At 40.5% G+C, this 22,891-nt stretch carries 24 protein-coding genes and 1 tRNA gene; 19 read left to right on the top strand and 6 right to left on the bottom strand.

The window, feature by feature from the left end; translation table 11 throughout:
- Nucleotides 1-2: 2 nt before the first annotated feature.
- Nucleotides 3-76: transfer RNA gene (locus NMU02_RS10235), tRNA-Asn, on the bottom strand.
- Between the two features lie 143 nt (nucleotides 77-219).
- Here NMU02_RS10235 and NMU02_RS10230 point away from each other — a divergent pair.
- Genes NMU02_RS10230 through NMU02_RS10220 form a run of 3 tightly spaced genes read left to right on the top strand, consistent with a single transcriptional unit; the run spans nucleotide 220 to nucleotide 3,502 of the window.
- Nucleotides 220-1,200 (top strand): adenosine kinase, encoded by a 981-nt coding sequence (locus NMU02_RS10230; protein ID WP_255027771.1) that lies wholly within the window; start codon nucleotides 220-222, stop codon nucleotides 1,198-1,200.
- Between the two features lie 52 nt (nucleotides 1,201-1,252).
- Nucleotides 1,253-2,941: a S41 family peptidase gene (locus tag NMU02_RS10225; RefSeq protein WP_255027770.1), complete on the top strand. Its 1,689-nt coding sequence runs from the start codon at nucleotides 1,253-1,255 to the stop codon at nucleotides 2,939-2,941.
- 9 nt (nucleotides 2,942-2,950) lie between these two features.
- Nucleotides 2,951-3,502: an NUDIX domain-containing protein gene (locus NMU02_RS10220; RefSeq protein ID WP_255027769.1), complete on the top strand. Its 552-nt coding sequence runs from the start codon at nucleotides 2,951-2,953 to the stop codon at nucleotides 3,500-3,502.
- A 5-nt stretch (nucleotides 3,503-3,507) separates the two neighbouring features.
- Here NMU02_RS10220 and NMU02_RS10215 read toward each other — a convergent pair whose 3' ends face one another.
- A complete protein-coding gene (locus tag NMU02_RS10215) occupies nucleotides 3,508-4,821 on the bottom strand; it encodes a mechanosensitive ion channel family protein (RefSeq protein ID WP_255027768.1) in 1,314 nt (437 codons plus the stop codon).
- A gap of 173 nt (nucleotides 4,822-4,994) precedes the next feature.
- On the opposite strand from NMU02_RS10215, the gene NMU02_RS10210 reads away from it, so the two are divergent.
- The gene (locus tag NMU02_RS10210) at nucleotides 4,995-6,170 is read left to right on the top strand and encodes a DUF418 domain-containing protein (RefSeq protein WP_255027767.1); all 1,176 of its coding nucleotides are present in this window, start codon (nucleotides 4,995-4,997) and stop codon (nucleotides 6,168-6,170) included.
- Between the two features lie 15 nt (nucleotides 6,171-6,185).
- On the opposite strand, the gene NMU02_RS10205 is transcribed toward NMU02_RS10210, so the two are convergent.
- Complete coding sequence (locus NMU02_RS10205; protein ID WP_255027766.1) at nucleotides 6,186-7,268, bottom strand: acyltransferase; 1,083 nt, start codon at nucleotides 7,266-7,268, stop codon at nucleotides 6,186-6,188.
- A gap of 189 nt (nucleotides 7,269-7,457) precedes the next feature.
- Here NMU02_RS10205 and ychF point away from each other — a divergent pair, with 189 nt between their 5' ends.
- The 3 genes from ychF (at nucleotide 7,458) to NMU02_RS13740 (ending at nucleotide 9,180) form a co-directional block, all read left to right on the top strand.
- Nucleotides 7,458-8,561, top strand: coding sequence for a redox-regulated ATPase YchF (gene ychF, locus NMU02_RS10200; RefSeq protein WP_255027765.1), 1,104 nt, complete (start codon nucleotides 7,458-7,460; stop codon nucleotides 8,559-8,561).
- A gap of 182 nt (nucleotides 8,562-8,743) precedes the next feature.
- Nucleotides 8,744-9,103, top strand: coding sequence for a glycosyl hydrolase 108 family protein (locus NMU02_RS10195; protein WP_255027764.1), 360 nt, complete (start codon nucleotides 8,744-8,746; stop codon nucleotides 9,101-9,103).
- A complete protein-coding gene (locus tag NMU02_RS13740; protein ID WP_354003115.1) occupies nucleotides 9,046-9,180 on the top strand; it encodes a putative peptidoglycan-binding domain-containing protein in 135 nt (44 codons plus the stop codon). The genes NMU02_RS10195 and NMU02_RS13740 overlap by 58 nt, the downstream gene beginning before the upstream one ends.
- A gap of 186 nt (nucleotides 9,181-9,366) precedes the next feature.
- Here the strand turns inward: NMU02_RS13740 and creD are convergent, their stop codons facing one another.
- The 3 genes from creD to NMU02_RS10180 all read right to left on the bottom strand — a co-directional run bounded on the left by creD (nucleotide 9,367) and on the right by NMU02_RS10180 (nucleotide 11,717).
- Nucleotides 9,367-10,734, bottom strand: a complete 1,368-nt coding sequence (creD, locus tag NMU02_RS10190) for a cell envelope integrity protein CreD (RefSeq protein WP_255027763.1) — start codon at nucleotides 10,732-10,734, stop codon at nucleotides 9,367-9,369.
- A 63-nt stretch (nucleotides 10,735-10,797) separates the two neighbouring features.
- Nucleotides 10,798-11,100: a winged helix-turn-helix domain-containing protein gene (locus tag NMU02_RS10185; RefSeq protein WP_255027762.1), complete on the bottom strand. Its 303-nt coding sequence runs from the start codon at nucleotides 11,098-11,100 to the stop codon at nucleotides 10,798-10,800.
- Nucleotides 11,097-11,717, bottom strand: coding sequence for a hypothetical protein (locus NMU02_RS10180; protein ID WP_255027761.1), 621 nt, complete (start codon nucleotides 11,715-11,717; stop codon nucleotides 11,097-11,099). Before NMU02_RS10180 ends, NMU02_RS10185 begins: the two co-directional genes overlap by 4 nt.
- A 363-nt stretch (nucleotides 11,718-12,080) precedes the next feature.
- On the opposite strand from NMU02_RS10180, the gene NMU02_RS10175 reads away from it, so the two are divergent.
- The 12 genes from NMU02_RS10175 (at nucleotide 12,081) to NMU02_RS10120 (ending at nucleotide 22,749) form a co-directional block, all read left to right on the top strand.
- The gene (locus NMU02_RS10175; protein WP_255027760.1) at nucleotides 12,081-12,746 is read left to right on the top strand and encodes a succinate dehydrogenase cytochrome b subunit; all 666 of its coding nucleotides are present in this window, start codon (nucleotides 12,081-12,083) and stop codon (nucleotides 12,744-12,746) included.
- A 25-nt stretch (nucleotides 12,747-12,771) separates the two neighbouring features.
- Nucleotides 12,772-14,715, top strand: coding sequence for a fumarate reductase/succinate dehydrogenase flavoprotein subunit (locus NMU02_RS10170; RefSeq protein ID WP_255027759.1), 1,944 nt, complete (start codon nucleotides 12,772-12,774; stop codon nucleotides 14,713-14,715).
- Nucleotides 14,716-14,732: 17 nt separating this feature from the next.
- Complete coding sequence (locus NMU02_RS10165) at nucleotides 14,733-15,488, top strand: succinate dehydrogenase/fumarate reductase iron-sulfur subunit (RefSeq protein ID WP_255027758.1); 756 nt, start codon at nucleotides 14,733-14,735, stop codon at nucleotides 15,486-15,488.
- Nucleotides 15,489-15,707: 219 nt separating this feature from the next.
- Complete coding sequence (locus NMU02_RS10160) at nucleotides 15,708-16,769, top strand: glycoside hydrolase family 108 protein (protein WP_255027757.1); 1,062 nt, start codon at nucleotides 15,708-15,710, stop codon at nucleotides 16,767-16,769.
- Between the two features lie 7 nt (nucleotides 16,770-16,776).
- The gene (locus NMU02_RS10155; protein WP_255027756.1) at nucleotides 16,777-17,187 is read left to right on the top strand and encodes a hypothetical protein; all 411 of its coding nucleotides are present in this window, start codon (nucleotides 16,777-16,779) and stop codon (nucleotides 17,185-17,187) included.
- A gap of 212 nt (nucleotides 17,188-17,399) precedes the next feature.
- Nucleotides 17,400-17,813, top strand: coding sequence for a ribonuclease P protein component (gene rnpA, locus NMU02_RS10150; RefSeq protein ID WP_255027755.1), 414 nt, complete (start codon nucleotides 17,400-17,402; stop codon nucleotides 17,811-17,813).
- Entirely contained in the window at nucleotides 17,810-18,034 is a 225-nt protein-coding gene (gene yidD / locus NMU02_RS10145; RefSeq protein WP_290427137.1) for a membrane protein insertion efficiency factor YidD, read from the top strand. The genes rnpA and yidD overlap by 4 nt, the downstream gene beginning before the upstream one ends.
- A 4-nt stretch (nucleotides 18,035-18,038) precedes the next feature.
- Nucleotides 18,039-18,689 carry a TatD family hydrolase gene (locus NMU02_RS10140; protein ID WP_255027753.1) on the top strand — a complete coding sequence of 217 codons (651 nt, stop codon included), beginning with the start codon at nucleotides 18,039-18,041 and terminating at the stop codon, nucleotides 18,687-18,689.
- A 120-nt stretch (nucleotides 18,690-18,809) separates the two neighbouring features.
- Nucleotides 18,810-20,102 (top strand): tyrosine--tRNA ligase, encoded by a 1,293-nt coding sequence (gene tyrS / locus NMU02_RS10135; RefSeq protein ID WP_255027752.1) that lies wholly within the window; start codon nucleotides 18,810-18,812, stop codon nucleotides 20,100-20,102.
- Nucleotides 20,103-20,670: 568 nt separating this feature from the next.
- Nucleotides 20,671-21,807 carry an OmpA family protein gene (locus NMU02_RS10130; protein WP_255027751.1) on the top strand — a complete coding sequence of 379 codons (1,137 nt, stop codon included), beginning with the start codon at nucleotides 20,671-20,673 and terminating at the stop codon, nucleotides 21,805-21,807.
- Nucleotides 21,808-22,190: 383 nt separating this feature from the next.
- The gene (locus NMU02_RS10125) at nucleotides 22,191-22,448 is read left to right on the top strand and encodes a GlsB/YeaQ/YmgE family stress response membrane protein (protein WP_255027750.1); all 258 of its coding nucleotides are present in this window, start codon (nucleotides 22,191-22,193) and stop codon (nucleotides 22,446-22,448) included.
- A gap of 31 nt (nucleotides 22,449-22,479) precedes the next feature.
- On the top strand, nucleotides 22,480-22,749 hold the full coding sequence (locus NMU02_RS10120) for a YtxH domain-containing protein (protein ID WP_255027748.1): 270 nt from the start codon (nucleotides 22,480-22,482) through the stop codon (nucleotides 22,747-22,749).
- Nucleotides 22,750-22,891: the final 142 nt, after the last annotated feature.

Genomic DNA, 22,891 nt, shown 5'->3' with positions numbered 1-22,891 from the left:
AGCTCTTCAGGTAGGACTTGAACCTACGACCCTCTGATTAACAGTCAGATGCTCTAACCGACTGAGCTACTGAAGAAGTTTGCATTTCTTTAAAAATGCAGTGCAAAAGTAATGTGTTATTTCCAATTATGCAATATATTTGCAAAAAAAATTTCGATCAGACTCCAAACTTGATATAATTCCGGGTTTGGAGATTTTATTGTGTCAAATTAAAATTACATGAAGGTATTAGGACTGGGAAATGCCCTTACGGACGTGCTGGCCATATTAAGTTCAGACGAATGCATACATGAAGTAGGCTTGTTTAAAGGCGGTATGCAACTTATCAACGAAGACAAGTTATTGAAAATAATGGCTATGTTCGAAGATTTCGATACTTTTTTGGCCACCGGTGGTTCGGCGGCTAATGCTGTTTCGGGATTGACTCGGATGGGGGTACCAGGCGGGTTTATCGGCAAGGTAGGGCACGACAGTTATGGCCGGTTTTATAAAGAAGATCTTCGGAAGAACGGAGTGGAACCTTATCTGCTCAGTAGCGATATTGCATCCGGATGCGCTATGACGATGATTACGCCGGATGGAGAACGCACTTTCGGAACATATCTCGGTGCTGCGGCTACTCTTTCACAAGAAGATTTGCATCCTGCAATGTTCGAAGGGTATGATTTATTACATATCGAAGGTTATCTTGTGCAAGATCCTCTCATGATACGGCGTGCAGTACAACTTGCCCAGGATGCCGGATTGAAAATATCGCTCGATATGTCGAGTTATAATATCGTTAAAGAAAATCTCGATTTTTTCGAAGAACTTCTTGTCCGTTATGTAAATATTGTTTTTGCTAATGAAGAAGAGGCTTATGCTTATACGGGATTAGAACCTGAGGATGCCGTAAAAATACTTGCCAAACAGTGTGAAATAGCGGTTGTGAAATGCGGAGCGCAAGGTTCGGTTATTTGCCGGGGAGAAGAAGTAGCGCATGTTTCGGCTACCCGTAGTAAATGTGTGGATACGACAGGTGCGGGAGATTTGTATGCTGCAGGTTTTTTGTATGGTCTTTCGTGTGGTTATTCTCTTGAAATAGCCGGGAATATAGGTTCGATATTATCCGGGGAAGTGATCGAAGTAATCGGAACGAAGATGGATGATGCTCGTTGGGCTGAAATAAAGTTAAAAGTACAAGCGCTTTTTAATAATTGAATTTCATATTTACTACCTTAGCCATAGGTATAAAAATTTTATAAAATACATTATGATAAAATCGAATTATTTGCATAAAACCGTTGTAGGACTTTTTATCCTGTTTTTTATTTTACCGGTTCGTGCAGAAGGTCCTGATAAAAAAAATTTCGATATAGCTAAAAATCTGGAGATTTTGAATGCTCTTTATAAAGAGCTAAATATGTTTTATGTAGATTCTATCGATACAGAGGCCACGATAGGTAGGGGAATACGGGCGATGTTGGCAGGTCTCGATCCTTATACCAATTATATTCCTGAATCGGAAAGAGAAGATTTTCGCACGATGACTACGGGTGAATACGGTGGTATTGGTGCACTAATACAAACAAGAGAAAAAGATACTTATATCTCTGAACCTTATGAAGGTATGCCTGCACAGATCGCGGGTTTGAAAGCAGGGGACAAAATAATCTCGATCGACGGTAAATCCGTACACGGTCTCGAGTCGGCTACTGTGAGCGATATGCTGAAAGGGGTTGCAAATACAACGGTAAAGGTGGTTGTGGAACGTCAGGGTGAAAAAGAGCCGATCAAAAAAGACATTATACGTAAGAAAATACAAATTAATTCGGTTCCCTATTACGGTGTAGTAGGAGAAAATACCGGATACATTTATTTGTCGAGTTTTACTGATAAATCTGCGTCAGAAGTGAAGAATGCGTTACTCGATCTGAAAAATAACAAGAAAATAGGTTCATTGATTCTCGATCTGCGAGAAAACCCGGGCGGTATTCTCGATGAAGCGGTAAAAATCGTCAATTTTTTTGTGCCTAAAGGTAAGGAAGTTCTTTCTACACGAGGAAAAGTTAAACAATGGGATCGTACTTATAAAACGACTCAGGAACCTATCGATACAGATATTCCTCTGGTGGTATTGGTAAGCAATGGATCAGCTTCGGCGGCCGAGATTGTGTCAGGTGCATTGCAAGATCTCGACAGAGCCGTTATCGTGGGAGATCGTACCTATGGAAAAGGATTGGTGCAAACGACACGTTCTCTTCCTTATAACGCAACACTGAAAGTGACTACGTCTAAATATTATATTCCAAGCGGACGCTTGATACAGGCAATCGATTATTCTCACCGTAATGCCGATGGAAGTGCGCGGGCTATTCCTGACAGTCTGACAACCGCATATAAAACGGCTAATGGAAGAATCGTACGGGATGGCGGTGGAATAAAACCCGATTTCGAGTCGAAAGAAAAGCGAAAAGGAAATATCTGTTATTATCTTGTTAGAGATATGCTTACTTTTGATTTTGCTACCGATTATGCACGCAAACACAAAACTATCCCTCCGGTAGAGGAATTTACCCTTACCGATCGGGATTTCGATGATTTTAAGGCGTTTGTAAAAAGTAAAGATTTTAAATATGATCGGCAAAGCGAGAGAATACTGAAAGATTTGCGTGAAATGGCCGAATTTGAGGGTTATTCGGATGAAGCAAAAGAAGAATTTTCAGCTCTTGAGAAGAAACTTACTCATAATCTCGATCATGAGATGGATACTTTTAAGAAAGATATAATGGATATTCTTACGGTGGAAATCGTAAAGCGCTATTATTATCAAAAAGGTGAGATAATGCAATCTATTAAGGATGATGCCGATATTAAGCAGGCTGTAGAAATACTCGATAATAAAGATTTGTATGAAAAGACTCTGAATATGAACGGAGTAAAGGAAAGCGATAAAAAATAAGTTTTGCACATGAATATAAAACGTGGGCACCCGTTGCGTTTGTTTCGCTTTTGTCCCAAATGCGGATCGGCTCGTTTTATAGAGAATAACGGCCACTCTAAACGATGCGAATCCTGTGGATTTACTTACTATTTCAATCCCAGAGCGGCGGTTGTTGCCGTGATATTAAATGATGAAGGCGAGATTCTGGTATGCCGCCGGGCTAAAGATCCGGCAAAAGGTACACTCGATTTGCCCGGAGGGTTTACCGAGTCGTATGAAACCGCAGAAGAGGCAGTTAACCGAGAGGTAAAAGAAGAAACGGGATTGGATATAGTGCAAACACGTTATTTGTTTTCTTTACCGAATGTTTATACTTACTCGGGTTTCGACGTACATACTATGGACCTCTTTTTTGAGAGCCGTGTCGTATCTTCAGAAAATCTTGAAGCACGAGATGATGTGGCCGAATGCTTTTTTATTCCGTTCGGCGACATAAATCCCGAAGATTTCGGGCTGGCGTCGATTCGTGCGGGAATTAAAAAAATTATAACAAGTAAGGATTTGTTGCAGTGTTTTTGAGGTTATCATGACAATGGTTGTTTCCCGGCTGTAATATAAGCCTGACTGATGTAATCTCGACCCGACGCATTTTGGAATGCATGTAAACCGAATTTGGGCATAACGGAGACAAAGTGTTCCATGATTTCTGCTTGTATCGACTCATAACTCACCCAAACTTTATTAGCAGAGAAGCAATATATCTGTAAAGGAACTCCGTTGGCATCTGCTTCCAGTATACGTACCATCAGGGTAAGATCGTTATTGATAAAGGGGTGGTTTTGCAAATACATTGTCATATAGGCTCTGAATACTCCCAGATTAGTTTCGATAGTTCCGTTTACCAATCCGGCAGGATTTTCGGTATTGGCAATCTTCCCCGCTTGCTGTTGTTCTTGTTTACGGGTAATATAATCGTTGAGGTAATCTATTTTTTTATAGTCTTCGAGCATTTCCGGGGTGCAAAATTTTATGCTGTTGATATCTATCGTATAAGAGCGCATGATACGTCGTCCTCCGGATTCTGCCATCCCCCGCCAATTCTGGAATGCACCCGAAATCAGGGAATAGGGAGGAATCGTGATAATCGTATTGTCGAAATTCTGTACTTTTACCGTATTCAGGGTAATGTCGATAACAACTCCGTTTACCATATCGCCCATGACAATCCAGTCGCCTTCCCGTATCATATCGTTCTCGGCTAATTGTACCCCGGCGACAAAACCCAAAATACTGTCTTTAAAAACGAGCATCAATACGGCCGCGAAAGCTCCCAGCCCTGTGATGAGATTCATCGGTGATTTGTTAATTAGCAGCGATACGATTCCGATGACGGCTAAACCTACGATGATTCCTTTTGTGACCTGTAAAAGTCCTTTGAGCGGACGGTCGCGCATGGTGTCGCTGCGGGAAAGAATATGCCACAAGGTGGTGAGAAACATATTCGTATACATCACGAAAGCGATAATAAGATAGATCCAACATATCCGTTCGATGATGGATAATAAATGCGGCGAGTTCTCGAATGCGAGAGGAAGTAATGAAATAATAACAAGGGGAGGTATGAGGTTAGCGATACGTGAAAATATTTTTCGATCGACCAATATTTTCAGTACGGCATTATGGCTTCTCGATAATAATCGACTAATGGTGTAATGTATGATAAACCGCATGATCCAGGCCAATGCGAAAGCTACGACAATGATAAGAACGACATAGATGAATTCTTCCCATTCATCGAGACGCCCGTGTGATACGCCTAACTGTTGGAGTATATTTTTAATTCCCTCGATAAGTGTCCCTGCAAATTTGCTTGATTTATCATCGATCCCGATTTCCATAGATTACTCTTTTTTCATACAACAACTTCGCGGCAAATGGGTTCAAATGAAAATCCACTGTAAAAAAGAGAATATTTTAATTCAGGATATTTGATTTTGTTACTACGAGTATTACAAGATAATTATTTATCTTTGTTTCGATTCGATACCTAAAACACAATAATAAAGAACAGATGCAACCCGAGATAAAAATGAAATCACCCCGGATTGAAGTTGCTGATGCTTTGCGCGGTTTTGCTGTCTTGGCAATTATTCTGATACACAATGTAGAGCATTTTAACTTGTATTTTCTGCCTGAATGGGAGCCGGAGTTTTTAAAAACTATAAACAGTTATGTTTGGGAGGGTATTTTCTTCTTTTTCGGTGGAAAAGCGTATGCTATTTTTGCATTACTATTCGGTTTTAGCTTTTATATACAGTTTAATAACCGTCAAAATGTAGGTAAAGATTTTTCAATGCGTTTTGCCTGGCGATTAGTATTGTTATTTTTATTCGGATTGTTTAATGCTGTTTTTTATCCCGGCGATATACTTTCGTTATATGCCATAGTCGGGTTTACGATAATTCCCGTGAGAAAACTGAATGATCGTATCGTAATGTTTATCGCTGCCTTTTTTATGTTACAGCCGGTAGAAATAGGAAAAATTGTTTATGCGCTGTTTCATCCCGATTTTGTACCTTCGAGCTCATTGGAATATCTGTGGAAAAATACGCTTTCCGGCCTGATGTCGGAATCGTTTCTTGAAACCGTTCGTATTAATCTTTTATATGGGGAACCTTTCAGTTTATTGTGGGCTTGGGATAACGGTCGTTTTTTTCAGACTTCTTCCTTATTTATGATCGGCATGTTGTTGGGCAGGAACAAGCGATTTCTATTTTCTGCGGAAAATATGAAGTTCTGGAAAAGAGTTCTTTTGATTGCAGTACTTGTATTCATTCCTGTTTATTTATTGAGGATGTATCTTTCGATCCCATCTTTTTCGGAGGGTGTCCGCATTCCTCTTACCGTGATTACCGGTTCTTTATCCAATGTATTCTTTATGGTAATACTGGTATCTTCTTTTATATTGTTGTGGTATGGCAGCCGTTTAAAAAAGGTGCAGTCACATTTGGTACAGTATGGGAGAATGAGTCTTACCAATTATATTACCCAATCGATATTGGGCTCGTTTATCTATTTTGCATACGGGTTGGGAATGTACCAGTATCTCGGATCATTATTCAGTCTTTTAACCGGAATCATAATTTTTGTCGTGCAACTCTGTTTTTGCAAGTGGTGGCTTAAACACCATAAACAGGGGCCGTTTGAAAGGCTATGGCATAATCTTACCTGGATAAACAGCAAATAAAAATTCTCTCAAGATCTACCCTATGATATATTTGCTTCTCGGGAACAATGAAAGGAGTTTTATCAATAGGTAAGAGGTAATAAATGTACTGATTGCGATACATGGCAGTTTCAGACCTACGCTGTCCCAGACAGGATTGAATATTTCGAAATAGAAATTCAATACCATTATATGTATCAGGTAAATACCGTAACTCAATTTGGATATATCCGTTATAATTTTTACCGGTGCCGAGAAAGGATTTTTGAAACGGATATCTTTAATCAGTAAAAACAATCCGAAACTCATTAGGGCCACATTTATGGTTTCGAATCCCCAGGTGAGTTCGAGGTCGGGTACGAGAATAACGGTTTTTAAGCGTGTTGCATAGCCTCCTGCAGTAACTAAATAGCCAGCTATAATACATAATAGGCTTACCGGAAGATGCCATTTTTTACGTTGCGACATATATTTTTTGATGTAAACGGCCAATATCATATAGCCTAAAAATCCAGAGAAATAATATAATAAAGGCGTATGGTTCCAAAAACATTCACCTAAAAATTCGGGGAAAATGAGATGAATGTAAGGAACGAATAGAGATAGAGCCCATATACATAAATAAAATTGCATCGATTTACGGGAGGCGTTCGCTATCCAGGGAGATATGATGGGTGCAAAAAGATAAAGACCGATAAGCATATAAATATACCATAAATGACCGATTTCGACACCAAAATTAATCCCGATTTTAAGAATGTTCAACCCTGTAGTTGCCAGGTCTGCCTGACCTCTGAAATATTGGTATATAGCATATAGTGCGCACCAGATTATGAACGGTACGACTACGCGAACGGTACGGCGTCGAAAAAAATCTTTCATCGGTTCTTTTACCGGTAAGAGGAAATAACCCGAGAGCATGACAAATAGCGGCACAGCGGTGCGGCAGAGCGAATTATAAATATCTACCCATAGTGGTCCACAGCCTTCGAGAATCATACCTCCGTTCCCTATATAATAAAATTCTCCCGCATGTACTTGTATGACCATGTAACATGCCAATACTCTTAAAATATCTAATCCGTGATTTCTCTTCGATAATGCGAGTTGCTTATCCATAATAATAGGTGATGATTTTGTTGTTACAAAGACGGGTGCAAATATAGTTTTTTATTTTTGTGTTTGCGACAGGCTGTATGTTTAGTTTATTTGGGTGTATTTAAAAACTTGCCAGCTACAAGAAGAATTTGTACTTTTGTTCACTCTTTTAAAGAGAAGTCAGAATTTGAAACTAACAAATAATAATATATGGCATTACAATGCGGAATAGTCGGTTTGCCCAATGTAGGTAAATCGACATTGTTCAACTGTTTGTCGAATGCGAAAGCACAATCGGCGAATTTCCCTTTTTGTACGATCGAACCCAATGTAGGTGTGATTACCGTGCCTGATGAACGGCTTAATAAATTGGCCGAACTGGTACATCCGCAACGTATCGTTCCTACTACTGTAGAGATCGTCGATATAGCCGGCTTGGTAAAAGGGGCCAGTAAAGGCGAAGGGTTGGGAAATAAATTTTTGGCCAATATACGCGAAACCGACGCGATATTGCATGTGCTTCGTTGTTTCGACGACGATAATATTACGCATGTCGACGGAAGTATCGATCCGGTAAGGGATAAAGAAATTATCGATTACGAGCTACAGCTGAAAGATCTCGAGACTATCGAAAGCCGTATATCACGTGTGCAAAAGCAGGCGCAAACGGGCGGAGATAAAAACGCGAAGCTTGTTTATGAAGTCCTCAGCCGCTATAAAGAAGCTCTCGAACAAGGTAAATCGGCACGTACGGTTACTTTCGAAACGAAAGACGAGCAAAAAATCGCCCGTGAATTATTTCTGCTGACCAACAAACCGGTGATGTATGTATGTAATGTCGATGAAGCGAGTGCCGTTACCGGAAATAAACATGTCGATCGGGTTCGAGAAGCCGTTAAAGACGAAGATGCGCAGATATTGGTCGTGGCTGCGAAGATAGAATCGGAAATCGCCGAGTTCGAGACGTACGAAGAACGGCAGATGTTCCTGAATGAAATAGGACTCGAAGAATCGGGCGTTTCACGTCTGATACGTTCTGCTTATAAATTGCTTAACCTCGAAACTTATTTTACCGCGGGAGTGCAAGAGGTGCGTGCCTGGACTTATCTGAAAGGCAGTAAAGCCCCCCAGTGTGCCGGCGTAATCCATACCGATTTTGAAAAGGGGTTTATCCGTGCCGAAGTGATCAAATACGATGATTATATTACGTTGGGCTCCGAAGCCGCATGTAAAGAAGCCGGAAAGATGAATGTAGAAGGAAAAGATTATGTCGTGCAGGATGGGGATATCATGCACTTCCGGTTCAACGTATAGTAATTATTTACATATAGGATTGGATTAACTTTTTTCTAAAATAGCATTTATTGCAAAAGGTAACGAACGGAAATAACGACTTTGTGAGAAGGCCGGAATTTCCGTTCGTTTTTTAGTTATCGCATCCTCCGTAAAGTATCCGCTTCTATTTTTGTCGCGGGAAATATTTCCCAAAGAATTAATTGAAAACCTGGCAAGCGCATGCCAGGCGATATACAGGCAAGGAGCCGACACTGGAAAATTTGAAGAACCTCAGTGCAGAGGACACGAAGAAGATATACCGAGGGGAGTATTGGGACAAGATAAATGCGGATGAAATCAAAAATCCCTCTTTGAGGCGATACATTTTCGATTTTCATGTTAATTCCAGTCCCGGGGCGGCAATCGGGAACCTACAAAAGGCGATTAATGAGACGGGAGGAAATGTAGCTGAAGACAACATATTGGGAAAAGAAACCATGGATGCTTTGACAATCATCCTAATCTGGAAGTATTATTTAATGCGTATAAAAAGAACAGAAGGCAGCATTTTCAAAATTTAGCTGAAGAGGAAGTGAGTCAAAGAAACAATATCAAAGGTTGGCTGAATAGAGACGACCGATTTACGTATATAAAATAAAAAATAGATATGAAACAACTGATAATTTTATTTGTAGTTATACTGTTTGTTTCCACCGGCTATGCCCAGGAATTCGGGGGGGTAAAACTATTCCGGATAATATGAAGCATCCCCTTTTATAATGGAATTATTAGGAAAAACTTCGTATAAGCCGGAATAGCATTTCAGGATTTTTGTTATACTTTTTTATATGTTGTTTATTTCCTCTCCGGTAGAGTTCCAGTTTATTTTCAATGAGCAATACATGATCATCGCCAGTATGATAAATAGCCCGATACTACCTACGAGTAAGGCAAATGTTTCCATTTGTATAAGAACAAACACATAAATATATAGTAGCAGTAGCAGCGCGCCAATTGTAGCCGCCGTTTTTTTTGCTTTTAGTATTCCTCCCAGATAAGAGGTGAGTAAAACGATGGTCATACAAGTTGCGATCGCATATGAAAGTGTAAAGTTGAAGTGTTCTGATAAGGCGACCAGCATAGTATAGAAGAGGCAGATCGCCAAACCGATAAGCAGGTACTGGAAAGGGTGAATATTTTTTTTCTGTAAAATTTCGGTAAAGAAGCAAATGACAAAGAAAAGAATGATAATCATAGATGCATATTTTACCGAACGTGTCGATTTTTGATATTGGTCGACCGGGAGTAATAGATTTGTGCCGAATGTCGATTCTTGTATCGATTCACTCCAGCTTTCTCCCGTAAATAATTGCGGATAGTTACGGTTCAGATCGAGAATCTTCCAGGTTGCTGAGAATCCCTTTTCGGTTACTTCTCTTTCTTCAGGAAGATAGGCTCCGTCGAAACTGGGAGTTGTACAGTTAGATTGCAATGTGGCGGTTGTAGTCGAGCCGATAGGGGTAAAGTCGATCTTTTCGGAACCTTTCAGGCGTAATTGTATCGAAAAAGGGATGTGAGTATCCGCATCGTTTTTTTCGTAGGAAACATTTAACGGGCTGGAAACTCCCGATGAAATAATGTCATCGTCTACCCCGGAATCGAAGCTGAGAGCCTGATTCCCGAATTTTCCGCTTACTTGTTCAGTGATCCCGCGCAAATCGGTAATTCCTATTACCAGGCGTGCTTGATTTAGGATCAGGTTTTGGGGGGAGATATTTTCTTTAATAAGTTTTTCTAAAGAAAAATTTCCCGATAAAGTAAGCTGCGTGCGATATACGACTATATCGTATAATCCTCTACGAAGATCTTCGGTTTCGACATTTCCTTCGATGTTTAAAAGTTCGGGTAGAATATAATAGTTGCTTTTTATTTTGCTGATGGTCATATCGCTATTCTGTATATTTTTATAATACGGTATAATGAGTATGGGGCCGTTAATCGTTTGCGGAGTACTCCATTTCTTCTGTACTTCTGAGATTGCCTCAGATGCTGTTTGACTTCTTTCTTCGATCAGGCCTTTTACCATTGTTACAGGAATCATAAGAACGAGGATAAGTACAGCAGTGAGTACAATTTTTAATGTAAGAGTACTTACCGGTGACTTTTTTCTTTTTGTTTTGTTTTCTTGTGGGGCAAATGACTGTGGTTCCATAATTTTGAGTATTAATATATTTGTAAAAGAACTTTGAAATGCAAAGTATATGCTTAAAAAAAATTATAATGGCCGGTTTTTAAGAAAATCTTCCAATGCTTTTAGGTGAATGGCAAAAGCTTCACGTCCTGCGGGAGTAATCACAAACCGGGTATTGGGTTTACGGCCGACAAATTGCTTGCGGCTTTCGATATATCCTGCTTCTTCGAGGCTTCGGGCATGACTGGCCAGATTGCCGTCGGTAAGACCGAGCAAATTTTTAATGGTTGTAAAATCTGCTGATTCGTTTACCGATAATATCGACATGATACCCAGTCTGGCTTTACTTTCGAATGCTCTGTTTATATGTTCGAGATCGATTTTCATCGCTTTTTACGATCGTATGTCAGATAGAAAAAAATACCGTAAATAATATGGAATAGGCCAAATCCGATTGCCCAGAATATGAGTCCGTAACCTTCGATAAAACTGTCGATTAAGCCGAGGGCAAGCTCGGCATATCCCAAATATCGAGTATTGGAATAGGTATATTTAGATCCGTTGATGAGTGCCAGTCCGTAAAAAATGAGCATGACGGAAGAGGTAAGTCCGTAATGTTGCTGAGATAGTAAGGCTGCGCAAAGAATGCCGCCAGCCAGCAGGGGAACAAAAAAGTTGATAAGCAATCGTTTTACGGTAGCGTCGAGTACCAGTTTTTGGTTTTCATGTCGAGCTTTTATCCAGGAAAGTAGGAATACCGTTATTAACGAAATCGCTAAAATGAACAAAGCGATACCCACTACGACCTGAAGCCTGAAAGGTGTATTTATCGCTACACTGGGTTTCCATAAAATATGATATAAGTAATAAACGGAAGCTGCCCCTAAAAGGGCATATATTCCGACAAAAATAGCCGAAAGGCCGCTTAGCGAAAGACATCTGGAAGATTTTTCCATCAGTTCTTTTATTTCGCTTAATGTATTTATTACTTCTTTTTTCTCCATGTTAAAAAGTTCTTTGATTTGCAAAGTAAATAATGTTTTTCTTAAAAACAAAATAATCGGAGAATTTTTTTTGTTTTTAAGATACCTATATATTGCTATATCGTTTATCTTTCTCTTATGTATGATATAATATTCAGGATCGAGCGAATTAAATTAAGATAATAACGGTATTGCCGGATTTTAGGGGTATATTGTGCCCAAAATGAAAAATAAGATAGCTATATGTAGTGATAAGCGATGTTTTATATAAGGAAATATTTCTTTAATTATTTGCATACTAAACAATATTGATCTAATTTTGCAATCACCAAAAACAGGTATATACTGAACACAAATAAAAATAACTTAAAAACTTAGAATCCTATGTGGTTATTGAACTCTTCGATCGGAAGAAAACTGATAATGAGTATATCGGGTCTCTTCCTCGTGCTGTTTTTATTGTTTCACATGTCGATGAACATAGCCGCCGTATTTTCTGAAACGGCTTATAATGCGATCTGTGAATTTTTGGGCGCTAACTGGTATGCGTTGGTAGGTACGCTCGTACTGGCAGCCGGCTTTATCGTGCACATTATTTACGCTCTTTGGCTTACGCTGCAGAACCGTAAGGCCCGCGGTAACGACCGTTACGCTGTAAACGCTACACCTAAAGGCGTTGAATGGTCGTCACAGAACATGTTTGTACTGGGACTTATCGTACTATTGTTCCTTGTATTGCACTTGACACAATTCTGGTACAAAATGCAGTTTAATGAAATTACCGGAGTGCTTCCCGAAGTAAATCCTCATGACGGGTATGCTTTGATACGTGAAACTTTCAGCAATATCTGGTTCGTGATTTTGTATCTGGTTTGGTTTGTAGCTATCTGGTTCCACCTTACTCACGGTTTCTGGAGTGCGATTCAGACGATCGGTTGGAATAACCGGATATGGATGCAACGTTGGAAATGCATTTCTAATATTTTTGCAACTATCGTATTTTTAGGTTTTGCCTTCGTGACTGTTGCTTTCTATATCAAGAGTCTCTAATTATAACTTCTGAAAAATTATCGTTATGACAAAAATAGATTCAAAAATTCCTGAAGGCCCGTTAGCCGAAAAATGGAGTAACTATAAAGCTCACCAGAAACTGGTGAACCCTGCCAATAAACGCCGTCTCGATATTATCGTAGTGGGTACCGGTCTTGCCGGTGCTTCTGCTGCTGCGTCTTTAGGCGAATTGGGATTCAATGTCTTGAATTTTTGTATTCAGGATTCTCCCCGTCGTGCGCATTCTATCGCTGCGCAGGGGGGTATTAATGCCGCTAAAAATTATCAGAACGACGGAGATAGCGTATACCGTTTGTTTTACGATACGATAAAAGGGGGCGACTATCGTGCCCGTGAAGCCAACGTTTACCGTTTGGCCGAAGTTTCTAATTCTATTATCGACCAATGTGTAGCGCAGGGAGTTCCTTTTGCTCGCGAATATGGAGGTTTGCTCGATAACCGTTCGTTCGGTGGTGCCCAGGTATCGCGTACATTTTATGCGAAAGGCCAAACGGGCCAGCAGCTTTTATTAGGAGCTTATTCGGCGTTGAGCCGTCAGGTAAAAAAAGGTTCGGTAAAATTATTTACTCGTCATGAAATGCTCGATCTGGTAATGATCGACGGCCGTGCCCGGGGTATTATCGCCCGTGACCTGGTTACCGGAAAAATAGAACGTTATCCGGCGCATGCGGTAGTAATCGCTACGGGAGGATACGGAAATACATTCTTCTTGTCGACCAATGCGATGGGGTCTAACGGATCGGCGGCTTTACAATGTTATAAGAAAGGGGCTTATTTCGCTAATCCCGCTTTCGCGCAAATACATCCGACTTGTATTCCCGTACATGGGGAGTTCCAATCGAAATTGACGTTGATGTCCGAATCGTTACGTAACGATGGCCGTATCTGGACACCTAAAAAGAAAGAAGACGCCGAAGCGATTCGCGCCGGAAAACTTAAACCGACCGATATTAAAGAAGAAGATCGCGATTATTATCTCGAACGTCGTTACCCGGCATTCGGTAATCTCGTTCCCCGCGACGTGGCATCCCGTGCCGCTAAGGAACGTTGTGACGCCGGTTATGGGGTAGGTTCTACCGGTCTTGCCGTATATCTCGATTTTAAAGACGCGATCGAACGTCTCGGGGTAGAAGCTGTAAAAGCCCGTTATGGAAACCTTTTCCAGATGTACGAAAAAATTGTAGACGATAATCCTTATGAAACTCCGATGATGATTTATCCGGCTATCCATTATACAATGGGCGGTATTTGGGTCGATTATGAACTGAGTACATCGATACCCGGATTATTTGCTATCGGAGAGGCCAACTTCTCGGATCACGGTGCCAATCGTTTGGGTGCTTCTGCGCTGATGCAAGGATTGGCCGACGGATATTTCGTTTTGCCTTATACAATTCAAAATTATCTTTCGGATCAGATTACCGTTCCGCGTTTCAGCAAAGATCTGCCTGAATTTGCAGAAGCGGAAAAAGATGTACAGGAACGCATCAATAAATTGATGAGCATAAAAGGAAAACGCTCGGTAGATTCTATCCATAAAGAACTGGGACTTATCATGTGGGATTTTGTAGGTATGGCCCGTACCCAAGAAGGACTCGAAACCGCAATTAAAAAGTTGGAAGAGGTGAAGAAAGAATTCTGGACCAATGTACGTATTCCCGGCGAAGCGAATACGCTGAATGTAGAACTTGAGAAAGCTCTTCGTCTGGCTGACTTTATTGAGATCGGGAAACTGATGGCTCTCGATGCATTGAACCGTAACGAATCATGTGGCGGTCACTTCCGTGTCGAATATCAGACCGAAGATGGGGAGGCCTTACGTCAGGATGATAAGTATATGTATGTTAGCTGCTGGAAATATGAAGGGGAAGATAAAGATCCTGTCATGTTGAAGGAAGAACTGAATTACGAATGTATAAAAGTTCAGCAACGTAATTACAAACAATAATTTTACAGTTAAAAGTTATGGATAAGACAATCAATATAACGCTGAAAGTCTGGCGTCAGAGAGGCCCTCAGGAAAAAGGTGCTTTTCAGACTTATAAACTCGACGGGATCTCGGTAGACAGTTCTTTTCTCGAAATGCTCGATATCCTCAACGAGAAATTAATCAACGAAGGTCAGGAACCTGTTGTTTTCGATCATGACTGCCGTGAAGGAATCTGCGGCATGTGTTCGCTTTATATCAACGGTCATCCTCACGGACCCGACGAAGATGTTACTACTTGCCAATTGCATATGCGTAAGTTCCACGACGGGGAAACGATTACGATCGAGCCGTGGCGTTCGGCGGGTTTTCCGGTGATACGCGACCTGATGGTAGACCGTAACGCTTTCGACAAGATTATGCAAGCGGGAGGGTATATTTCGGTAAATACGGGCGGTGTTCCCGATGCCAATTCTATTCCCATTCCCAAACCCGATGCCGACGAGGCGATGGATTCGGCTTCGTGTATCGGTTGCGGCGCCTGTGTTGCTGCCTGTAAAAACGGTTCGGCGATGTTATTCGTATCGGCTAAGGTGAGTCAGTTGGCTTTGCTTCCTCAGGGACGTGTAGAAGCCGCTCGTCGTGCTAAAGCCATGTTGGCTAAGATGGACGAACTCGGTTTTGGTAACTGTACCAATACGGGAGCTTGTGAGGCGGAATGCCCCAAAAATGTTTCTATTACCAATATCGCCCGCTTGAACCGGGAATTTATTTCGGCTAAGTTGAAAGATTGATATTGTGTAAAATATATTTTAAAAGGAACAAGACATTTTCGTCCTGTTCCTTTTTTATTTTTATATCGAATGGCCGTTATCGGTGTTTACTGGTAAAAGACAGCAGTAGAGTAAGTTTATATCTCTCGCACATTTTTTGGTTATCGCATCCTCCGTAAAGTATCCGCTTCTATTTTTGTCGCGGGAAATATTTCCCGTAAACCATTAATTAATAGAGTTATGAAAGATGATTATTTTTCAGACGGCATCCCTGAAGAATACCTGTGGGATACCGAAAACAAGCGGTATATGCGGCGTTCCCTTTTCCCTGGCCGGTGGGTTCCCGCCCGCATCTCGTCCTGGGATACCGATAAGCCTGAGTTTCAATTCGACCCTGATCGCGATCGTACTTACCAGCAAGTGGTATTGGGGGCGATTCCTTACAGCAACCGCAACACGATTGGCGGTAACCTCGAATCCTCGTCAGAGGGTACCGTACCCTCCCGGCCGGCGATGGGACCGGAGAAAGAGATCATCGGCCCTTATTCGCCGGAAAATCCGTTTGATTATTCGGTACAAAAGAGTACATTTGACAGTGTACTGAAAGGAACTGGTGACGCGCGGAATCCGTTGACGGGAAAAAAGATGAAATCGCCGCTGAATGAGAGTCCGGCTTCCGGAGAGGGGAAACGGTATTATCCTTACGGAGCAGGTCCGTTAGTTCCCGGAGAATTTCGGAAAGAGCCCTCGAAGCCCGATGATTGTTTCGGTTTCGACCGATGTGTAAATGAAACGCTGGATATAGAGAAAGGGTACAGTAACCGGGTGAGTGATTTGGGAGGTCCCACAAACCGGGGGATTAGTTGGGAAACTTGGCAAGCGCATGCCAAGCGATATACAGGCAAGGAGCCGACACTGGAAAATTTGAAGAACCTGAGTGCGGAGGATGCGAAGAAGATATACCGTTCGGAGTATTGGGACAAGATAGATGCGGATGAAATCAAAAATCCCTCTTTGAGGCGATACATTTTCGATTTTCATGTTAATTCCAGTCCCGGGGCGGCGATCGGGAACCTACAAAAGGCGATTAATCAGACGGGAGGAAAAGTGGCTGAAGACGGTATATGGGGAAAGGAGACTTTAGATGCCATAAACCAGCATCCTAATCCGGAGGCATTGTTTAATCAGTATAAGGAGAATAGGAAAAAACATTTTCAAGGATTAGTTAATAGTGGTTCAAGGCAAAGAGAAAATATAAAAGGTTGGCTGAACCGGGATGACCGTTTTACGTATATAAAATGAAAATAATATGAAAAACTTGATTATTTTATTGATCTGCTTGATGTATATTGGGGTAGGAAATGCCCAGGAATTCGGAGGAGACTGGAGTTTTGTATCAGGAGAAACACCTCCGGAGTATGTGTTTTCACTTATTATATATCCGGAGAAAAACGGGATTACCAAAGGGGAATATATCTTTACCTGGTATTTTGGGAATAGAATAGATGAAGGTAATGTCCGGATGATTTCAAAGAAAGGAAATAAAGCGGTACTCAGAATCAGTACGGTATCGCACAGCGGGCCGTTAAGTAAACTTTTTAACATAGAATTATTAACGGACTCAACTTTGTATTTTACCCGTAGGAAACACGATGATTATTGGTTACCCGATAGCGTCGTACTCGAAAGATCAAGAAAAGTAGATGAAATAGAATTATAAGCGAGTAATTACGCTGCGGGAGGTTATTAAATCTCCCGAAAGCATTCATAAATCGAAAAAAATCTTATAGTTTGTATAATTATTAATGATCATGGGATTTATACTCCAGTTTAAAATTGAAATCAAGTTATATATGTAATGTGAATCTATCCGGTTATAAAGACAGGTTAGAGATGAAGTCATTGTAAAATATTCTCTATCTTTGTACGATAATGAGTGAATTTGGCCTGACAAAAGCCGAAAGGCTGCATAGTAAAGTTCGTATCGATAAGTTGTTTACCCAGGGAGAGTCTTTTGTGGTTTACCCTTACCGTGTCGTATTTATTTGTCGAAAAAAAGAAAATGACGTTCCGATATCGTTATTGATAAGTGTACCCAGGAAACGATTTAAGCGAGCGGTGAAAAGGAACCTTATACGCCGCCGGGTGAAAGAAACGTATCGATTAAATAAACATCTGCTAAGCGATAACGTACCACAGGGCATGACGATAGATATGGCTATTTTATACATCGATAAAGAAGTGTGTGTGTATGCAGTTCTCGAGAAGAAAATGAAAGAATTACTGAATAAGCTCAAAGATAAACTAGTATCCGACGGAATACAAATCGGGAAAGGAGAAGTATGATAAGGAAAATATTATCATGGTTGTTATTACTGCCGGTTTATTTTTACCGAGCCTGTATTTCTCCTTTAAAACCTCCGACGTGTCGGTTTGTGCCCACTTGTTCGGAATATGCTATTGAAGCAATACGTAAATACGGACCCTTTAAAGGTTTTTATTTGGCGTTGAAGCGTATTCTGCGCTGTCATCCGTGGGGAGGCAGCGGATATGATCCTGTTCCGTAAATATATGTATATAGATGATATACATACCCATCACGCAGATGCTCCCGTTACGGCGATCACCAGTGTTTCTCCTGAGGATTTTGTTCCCCGGGAAGGCCGGTTTTATTCGGTAGGTATGCATCCCTGGTATATTTCTGTTGATTACCGGAATCGATATTGTTTACTCGATGAGTTGGTAAAGCATCCGCAAGTGGTTGCGATAGGAGAAACCGGACTCGACCGGTTACGCGCTGAAATTGATATGAAGGAACAGATTTTTGTTTTCGAACATCATATCGAACTATCGGAATCGGTGAAAAAGCCTTTGGTGATACATGCGGTACGTTCTTTTGACCAAATATTGCTTGTTTATAAAGTATGGCGGCCGTCACAGCCTTGGATAATACATAGTTTCAGAGGGAACCCCCGATTGGCGGAGCAACTACTCGACCATGGGTTTTACCTGTCTTTCGGAGAATATTACCACCCCGAATCGCTGGCATTAACCCCTTGCCATCGGCTACTGATAGAAACAGATGAAAGCGAAGTGCCTGTGGCAGAGTTATACCGTCGTGCCGCAGATCTGCGCAGTATTGCTGTCGGTGAAATGTATCGTACTGTCGTAGCGAATACTTCCCGTTTGTTTTCACTCTCTACTTCCCGAAAAGAAGAGTAAAGATTTGATAGTTCTCCTTTTCTCCCGATGTTTTCTCACTTTTCATTCCTAAAGAATTGTTTCTTCCGATAAAGAGTCGTACTTTTGCGAAAGCGAAAAACAATAAAATACACTATATCAATGAATTTTGTAGAAGAACTTAAATGGCGTGGCATGATTCACGACATGATGCCCGGAACCGAGGAACAGTTGCAGAAAGAAATGACAACGGCATACGTTGGTATCGACCCTACGGCCGATTCGTTGCATATCGGACACCTTGTAAGTGTAATGATGCTGAAGCATTTTCAGCGTGCCGGACATAAACCTATCGCTCTTGTAGGTGGAGCAACCGGTATGATCGGGGATCCGTCTATGAAATCTCAGGAGCGTAATTTGCTCGATGAAAAGACATTGCGCCATAATCAAGAGGCTATAAAAAAACAGTTGTCTAAATTTCTCGATTTTGAGTCGAATGCTCCTAACGCAGCTGAACTGGTCAACAATTACGATTGGATGAAAGATTTTTCTTTTCTCGGTTTTATCCGTGATGTAGGTAAATACATTACCGTTAATTATATGATGGCCAAAGACTCTGTAAAGAAACGTTTGGGTGGAGAGAACAGTAACGGATTGTCCTTTACCGAATTTTCGTATCAATTGGTACAGGGGTACGATTTTACCTATTTATATAAGACGAAAAATTGTAAACTCCAGATGGGGGGATCGGATCAGTGGGGAAATATCACGACTGGTACAGAACTCATACGTCGTACTACAGGTGGTGAAGCATTTGCACTTACTTGTCCGTTAATTACGAAGGCGGACGGAGGAAAGTTCGGCAAAACCGAATCGGGGAACGTATGGCTCGATCCGAGGTATACTTCACCATATAAATTTTATCAATTCTGGTTGAACGTGACCGATACCGATGCCGAACGTTATATTAAGATTTTCACCGAACTTACGCAGGAAGAGATTGCCGCTCTTATAGAAGAGCAGCATGCTGCGCCCCATTTGCGCACTCTGCAAAAAAGGCTTGCCAAAGAGATAACCACGATGGTACACTCTGCCGAAGATTATGAGGCTGCTGTTGCTGCATCGGGTATTTTGTTCGGTAATGCTACTTCCGATGCGCTGAAAAAACTCGATGAAGATACTTTACTGGCCGTTTTCGAAGGAGTTCCGCAATTTGAAATATCGAAAGATGAATTATCGGGAGGTCTTAAGGCTGTAGATCTTCTTACCGAAAAAGCAGCCGTATTTCCTTCAAAAGGAGAAATGCGTAAAACGACACAAGGAGGTGGGGTTTCTCTGAATAAAGAAAAACTGGCTGAGTTCGATAAAATAATAACCGATGGGGATTTATTGAATGGTAAATACCTTTTGGTACAAAGGGGAAAGAAAAATTATTTCTTGTTGATCGCTAAATAATTCGGAAAAAATATTTTGACATTTCCGATAATTCTCCTATATTTGCATCGCTTTTGGGTAAAGCCCGGGCAATGAGGATTGTCTCATGGTGTAATGGTAGCACTGCAGTTTTTGGTTCTGCCTGTCTAGGTTCGAATCCTGGTGAGACAACTATTTTATAACTCTCTTAAAATCATTTTTAAGAGAGTTATTTTTTTGTATATATTTCCGGCGACTCTTCTTCTTATACTCCGTTTCCCGAATATATGATAAATTGAATCGCAAATGTTTTACTGCTGCTTATGATTCGATACATCTTTTTATCAGGTCTGTTTTTTTATGAAAGCCGCATTTAAAACCAATCGGTAGTAATAATCTTTTTAAATAAGCATCGAGTTATTTGTAAAGTATAAAAAGGGTTATGATATAGATAAGAACAAATTCTTGTTAAAATCACAGTTAGAGTTTAAACAGTTATGAATGCTGAATGTTGTTTCAACAGATATTGTTTTTTTTATAGGGCTGAGAAAGTTTAGTTCTTAAAAGCGTAGAATTTTAATTATTACATAACCAATTAAACATTTAACTTATGAAAAAGTCTATTATCGTATCAGCATTGATAGTATGGGCGTTTTCCGCAAATGCACAAACTGACCAGACTGCCCTTCAGGGAACTAAGTTCTGGGATAACTGGTCTGTAGAATTTAAAGCTGGAGGAATTACTCCTCTTACGCATAGTTCATTTTTTAAAGATATGCGTCCGGGGCTTGGTGTGGGATTCTCGAAACAATTGACTCCGGTTTTCGGATTGGGATTTCAGGGAATGGGATATATTAATACTACTCAAAGTAAGACGGCGTTTGACGCATCCGATGTAAGCATGTTGGGTAAAGTTAATTTAATGAATCTTTTCGGCGGATATCCGGGGGATCCCCGTCCTTTCGAGATAGAAGCGTTGGTCGGTATCGGTTGGTTACATTATTATATGAACGGCCCTGGCGATATCAATTCATGGTCCACCCGTTTCGGATTTAATTTTAATTTCAATCTCGGAGAAGAACAGGCCTGGACATTGGGAATTAAACCGGCTATAATTTATGATATGGAAGCTGATTTTCCCCGGGCAAAAAGCCGGTTTAATGTTAATAACGCATCGTTCGAGATTACAGCCGGTATCACATATCATTTTATGTGCAGTACCGGAACTCATCATTTTACAAAAGTCAGAGTATATGATCAGGCACAGATAGACGCATTGAATTCGTCGATCAATGATCTTCGTATGCAAATTGAGGCTAAAAATAACCAGGTAATGGGAGCGGCGCAAAAGATCGGAGCTTTACAGACCGAACTCGATAATTGTAGAAAAGCGGCCGAAACGGTAAAAACAGTCGTAAAAACAACGCGTATACCCGAGACAATAGTTACTTTCAGACAAAGCAGTTCGGTTATAGATGCTTCTCAGCGACTGAATGTAGAACGTGTTGCCGATTATCTGAAAAATCATCCTAATGCAAAAGTTGAGATTAACGGTTATGCTTCTCCCGAGGGTAATCTCGACTTTAATATTAAGTTGGCCCAAGCTCGTGCCGAGTCGGTAAAATCAATGCTAATTAAAAAGTATAAGATCAGTTCTACGCGTATTACGGCTAAGGGTAAAGGTATTGGCGATATGTTCTCAGAACCCACTTGGAATCGTGTAAGTATCTGTACAATTGAAGATTAAAAATATTTTTGATAGATATCATCAAAACAAAAGATAATTTCGCTTTGTTTTTTCTTTAGGAAATGAGCCCGGCTGAAAAATAAAATTTCAGCCGGGCTTTCTTATATATTGTCGGAATGATATTTTGGAGACGGGAATAAAATGTATCGGGTAAGTGTTTTAATAGAATAAACAGAGTACGGTTTTCCGATCGTTTTGTATATTTTAAATAGTTTATTCTTATCTTTTTTCATAAATCGACAATTGTTGTTAATTCCCTTTTCGGTAAACGAACCTTTCTTTTCTGGCCGGTGTTTTTAAAGAACATGTTAATGTGTTTTGTATCAATATTTTTGTCTTACATTATTCTTTTAAAATAGGGTCTAATTTTAAAATTTTATATTATGAATTTTCTGTGGTATATTCTTATTGGTATTATTGCCGGTTTTGTAGCCGGAAAGATCATGCGGGGAGGAGGTTTCGGCCTTATCGTAAATTTAATAGTGGGTATTGTCGGAGGTGTTTTAGGAGGTTGGGTTTTCGGTTTGCTGGGAATCGCTACAACCGGTATTATAGGAAGTCTTGTTACTTCTGTAATCGGAGCTATATTATTGTTGTGGATTGTTTCACTCTTTAAAAAGCCCGGGAATAATAATGCTTAAGCGAGTATAAATTTTAAAAGTAAATGATGATATGAAAAATGGAAGTTTCTGGCTCGGATTAGGGCTTGGTTCTCTTTTAGGGGCTTTAGCTTATGGTTTCTCCCAATCTTCGAGCGCCCAAAAAATGAAAAAGGATATGCGGAGGTCGTTACGTAAAATGGGGCACCGAGCCGAGGATTTTTTTGATGATGCGAAAGAGAAAGTTTGGGATGTGGGTTCCGTTGCCGCAGAAAAACTGGAAAATAAAACGCATGATGTCATTAAAAAAGCAAAAATGACTAAAGGTAAAATTATTAAATGATCATTGGTTCGAATGAAAAGTAATTAAAGACTTTAACTTTATAATTTTTATGGACTTATTCTAAAAATAAACTGCCGGGAATATATTTCCGGCAGTTTATTTTATCACTTGTACTTTGACCGATGACTGGTTATTATATTAG

The organism is Coprobacter tertius (assembly GCF_024330105.1).
GTDB classification, from domain to species: Bacteria; Bacteroidota; Bacteroidia; order Bacteroidales; family Coprobacteraceae; genus Coprobacter; species Coprobacter tertius.
The sequence above is the reverse complement of the archived record's forward strand: the minus strand, read 5'-3'. Positions and strand labels throughout refer to the sequence as shown.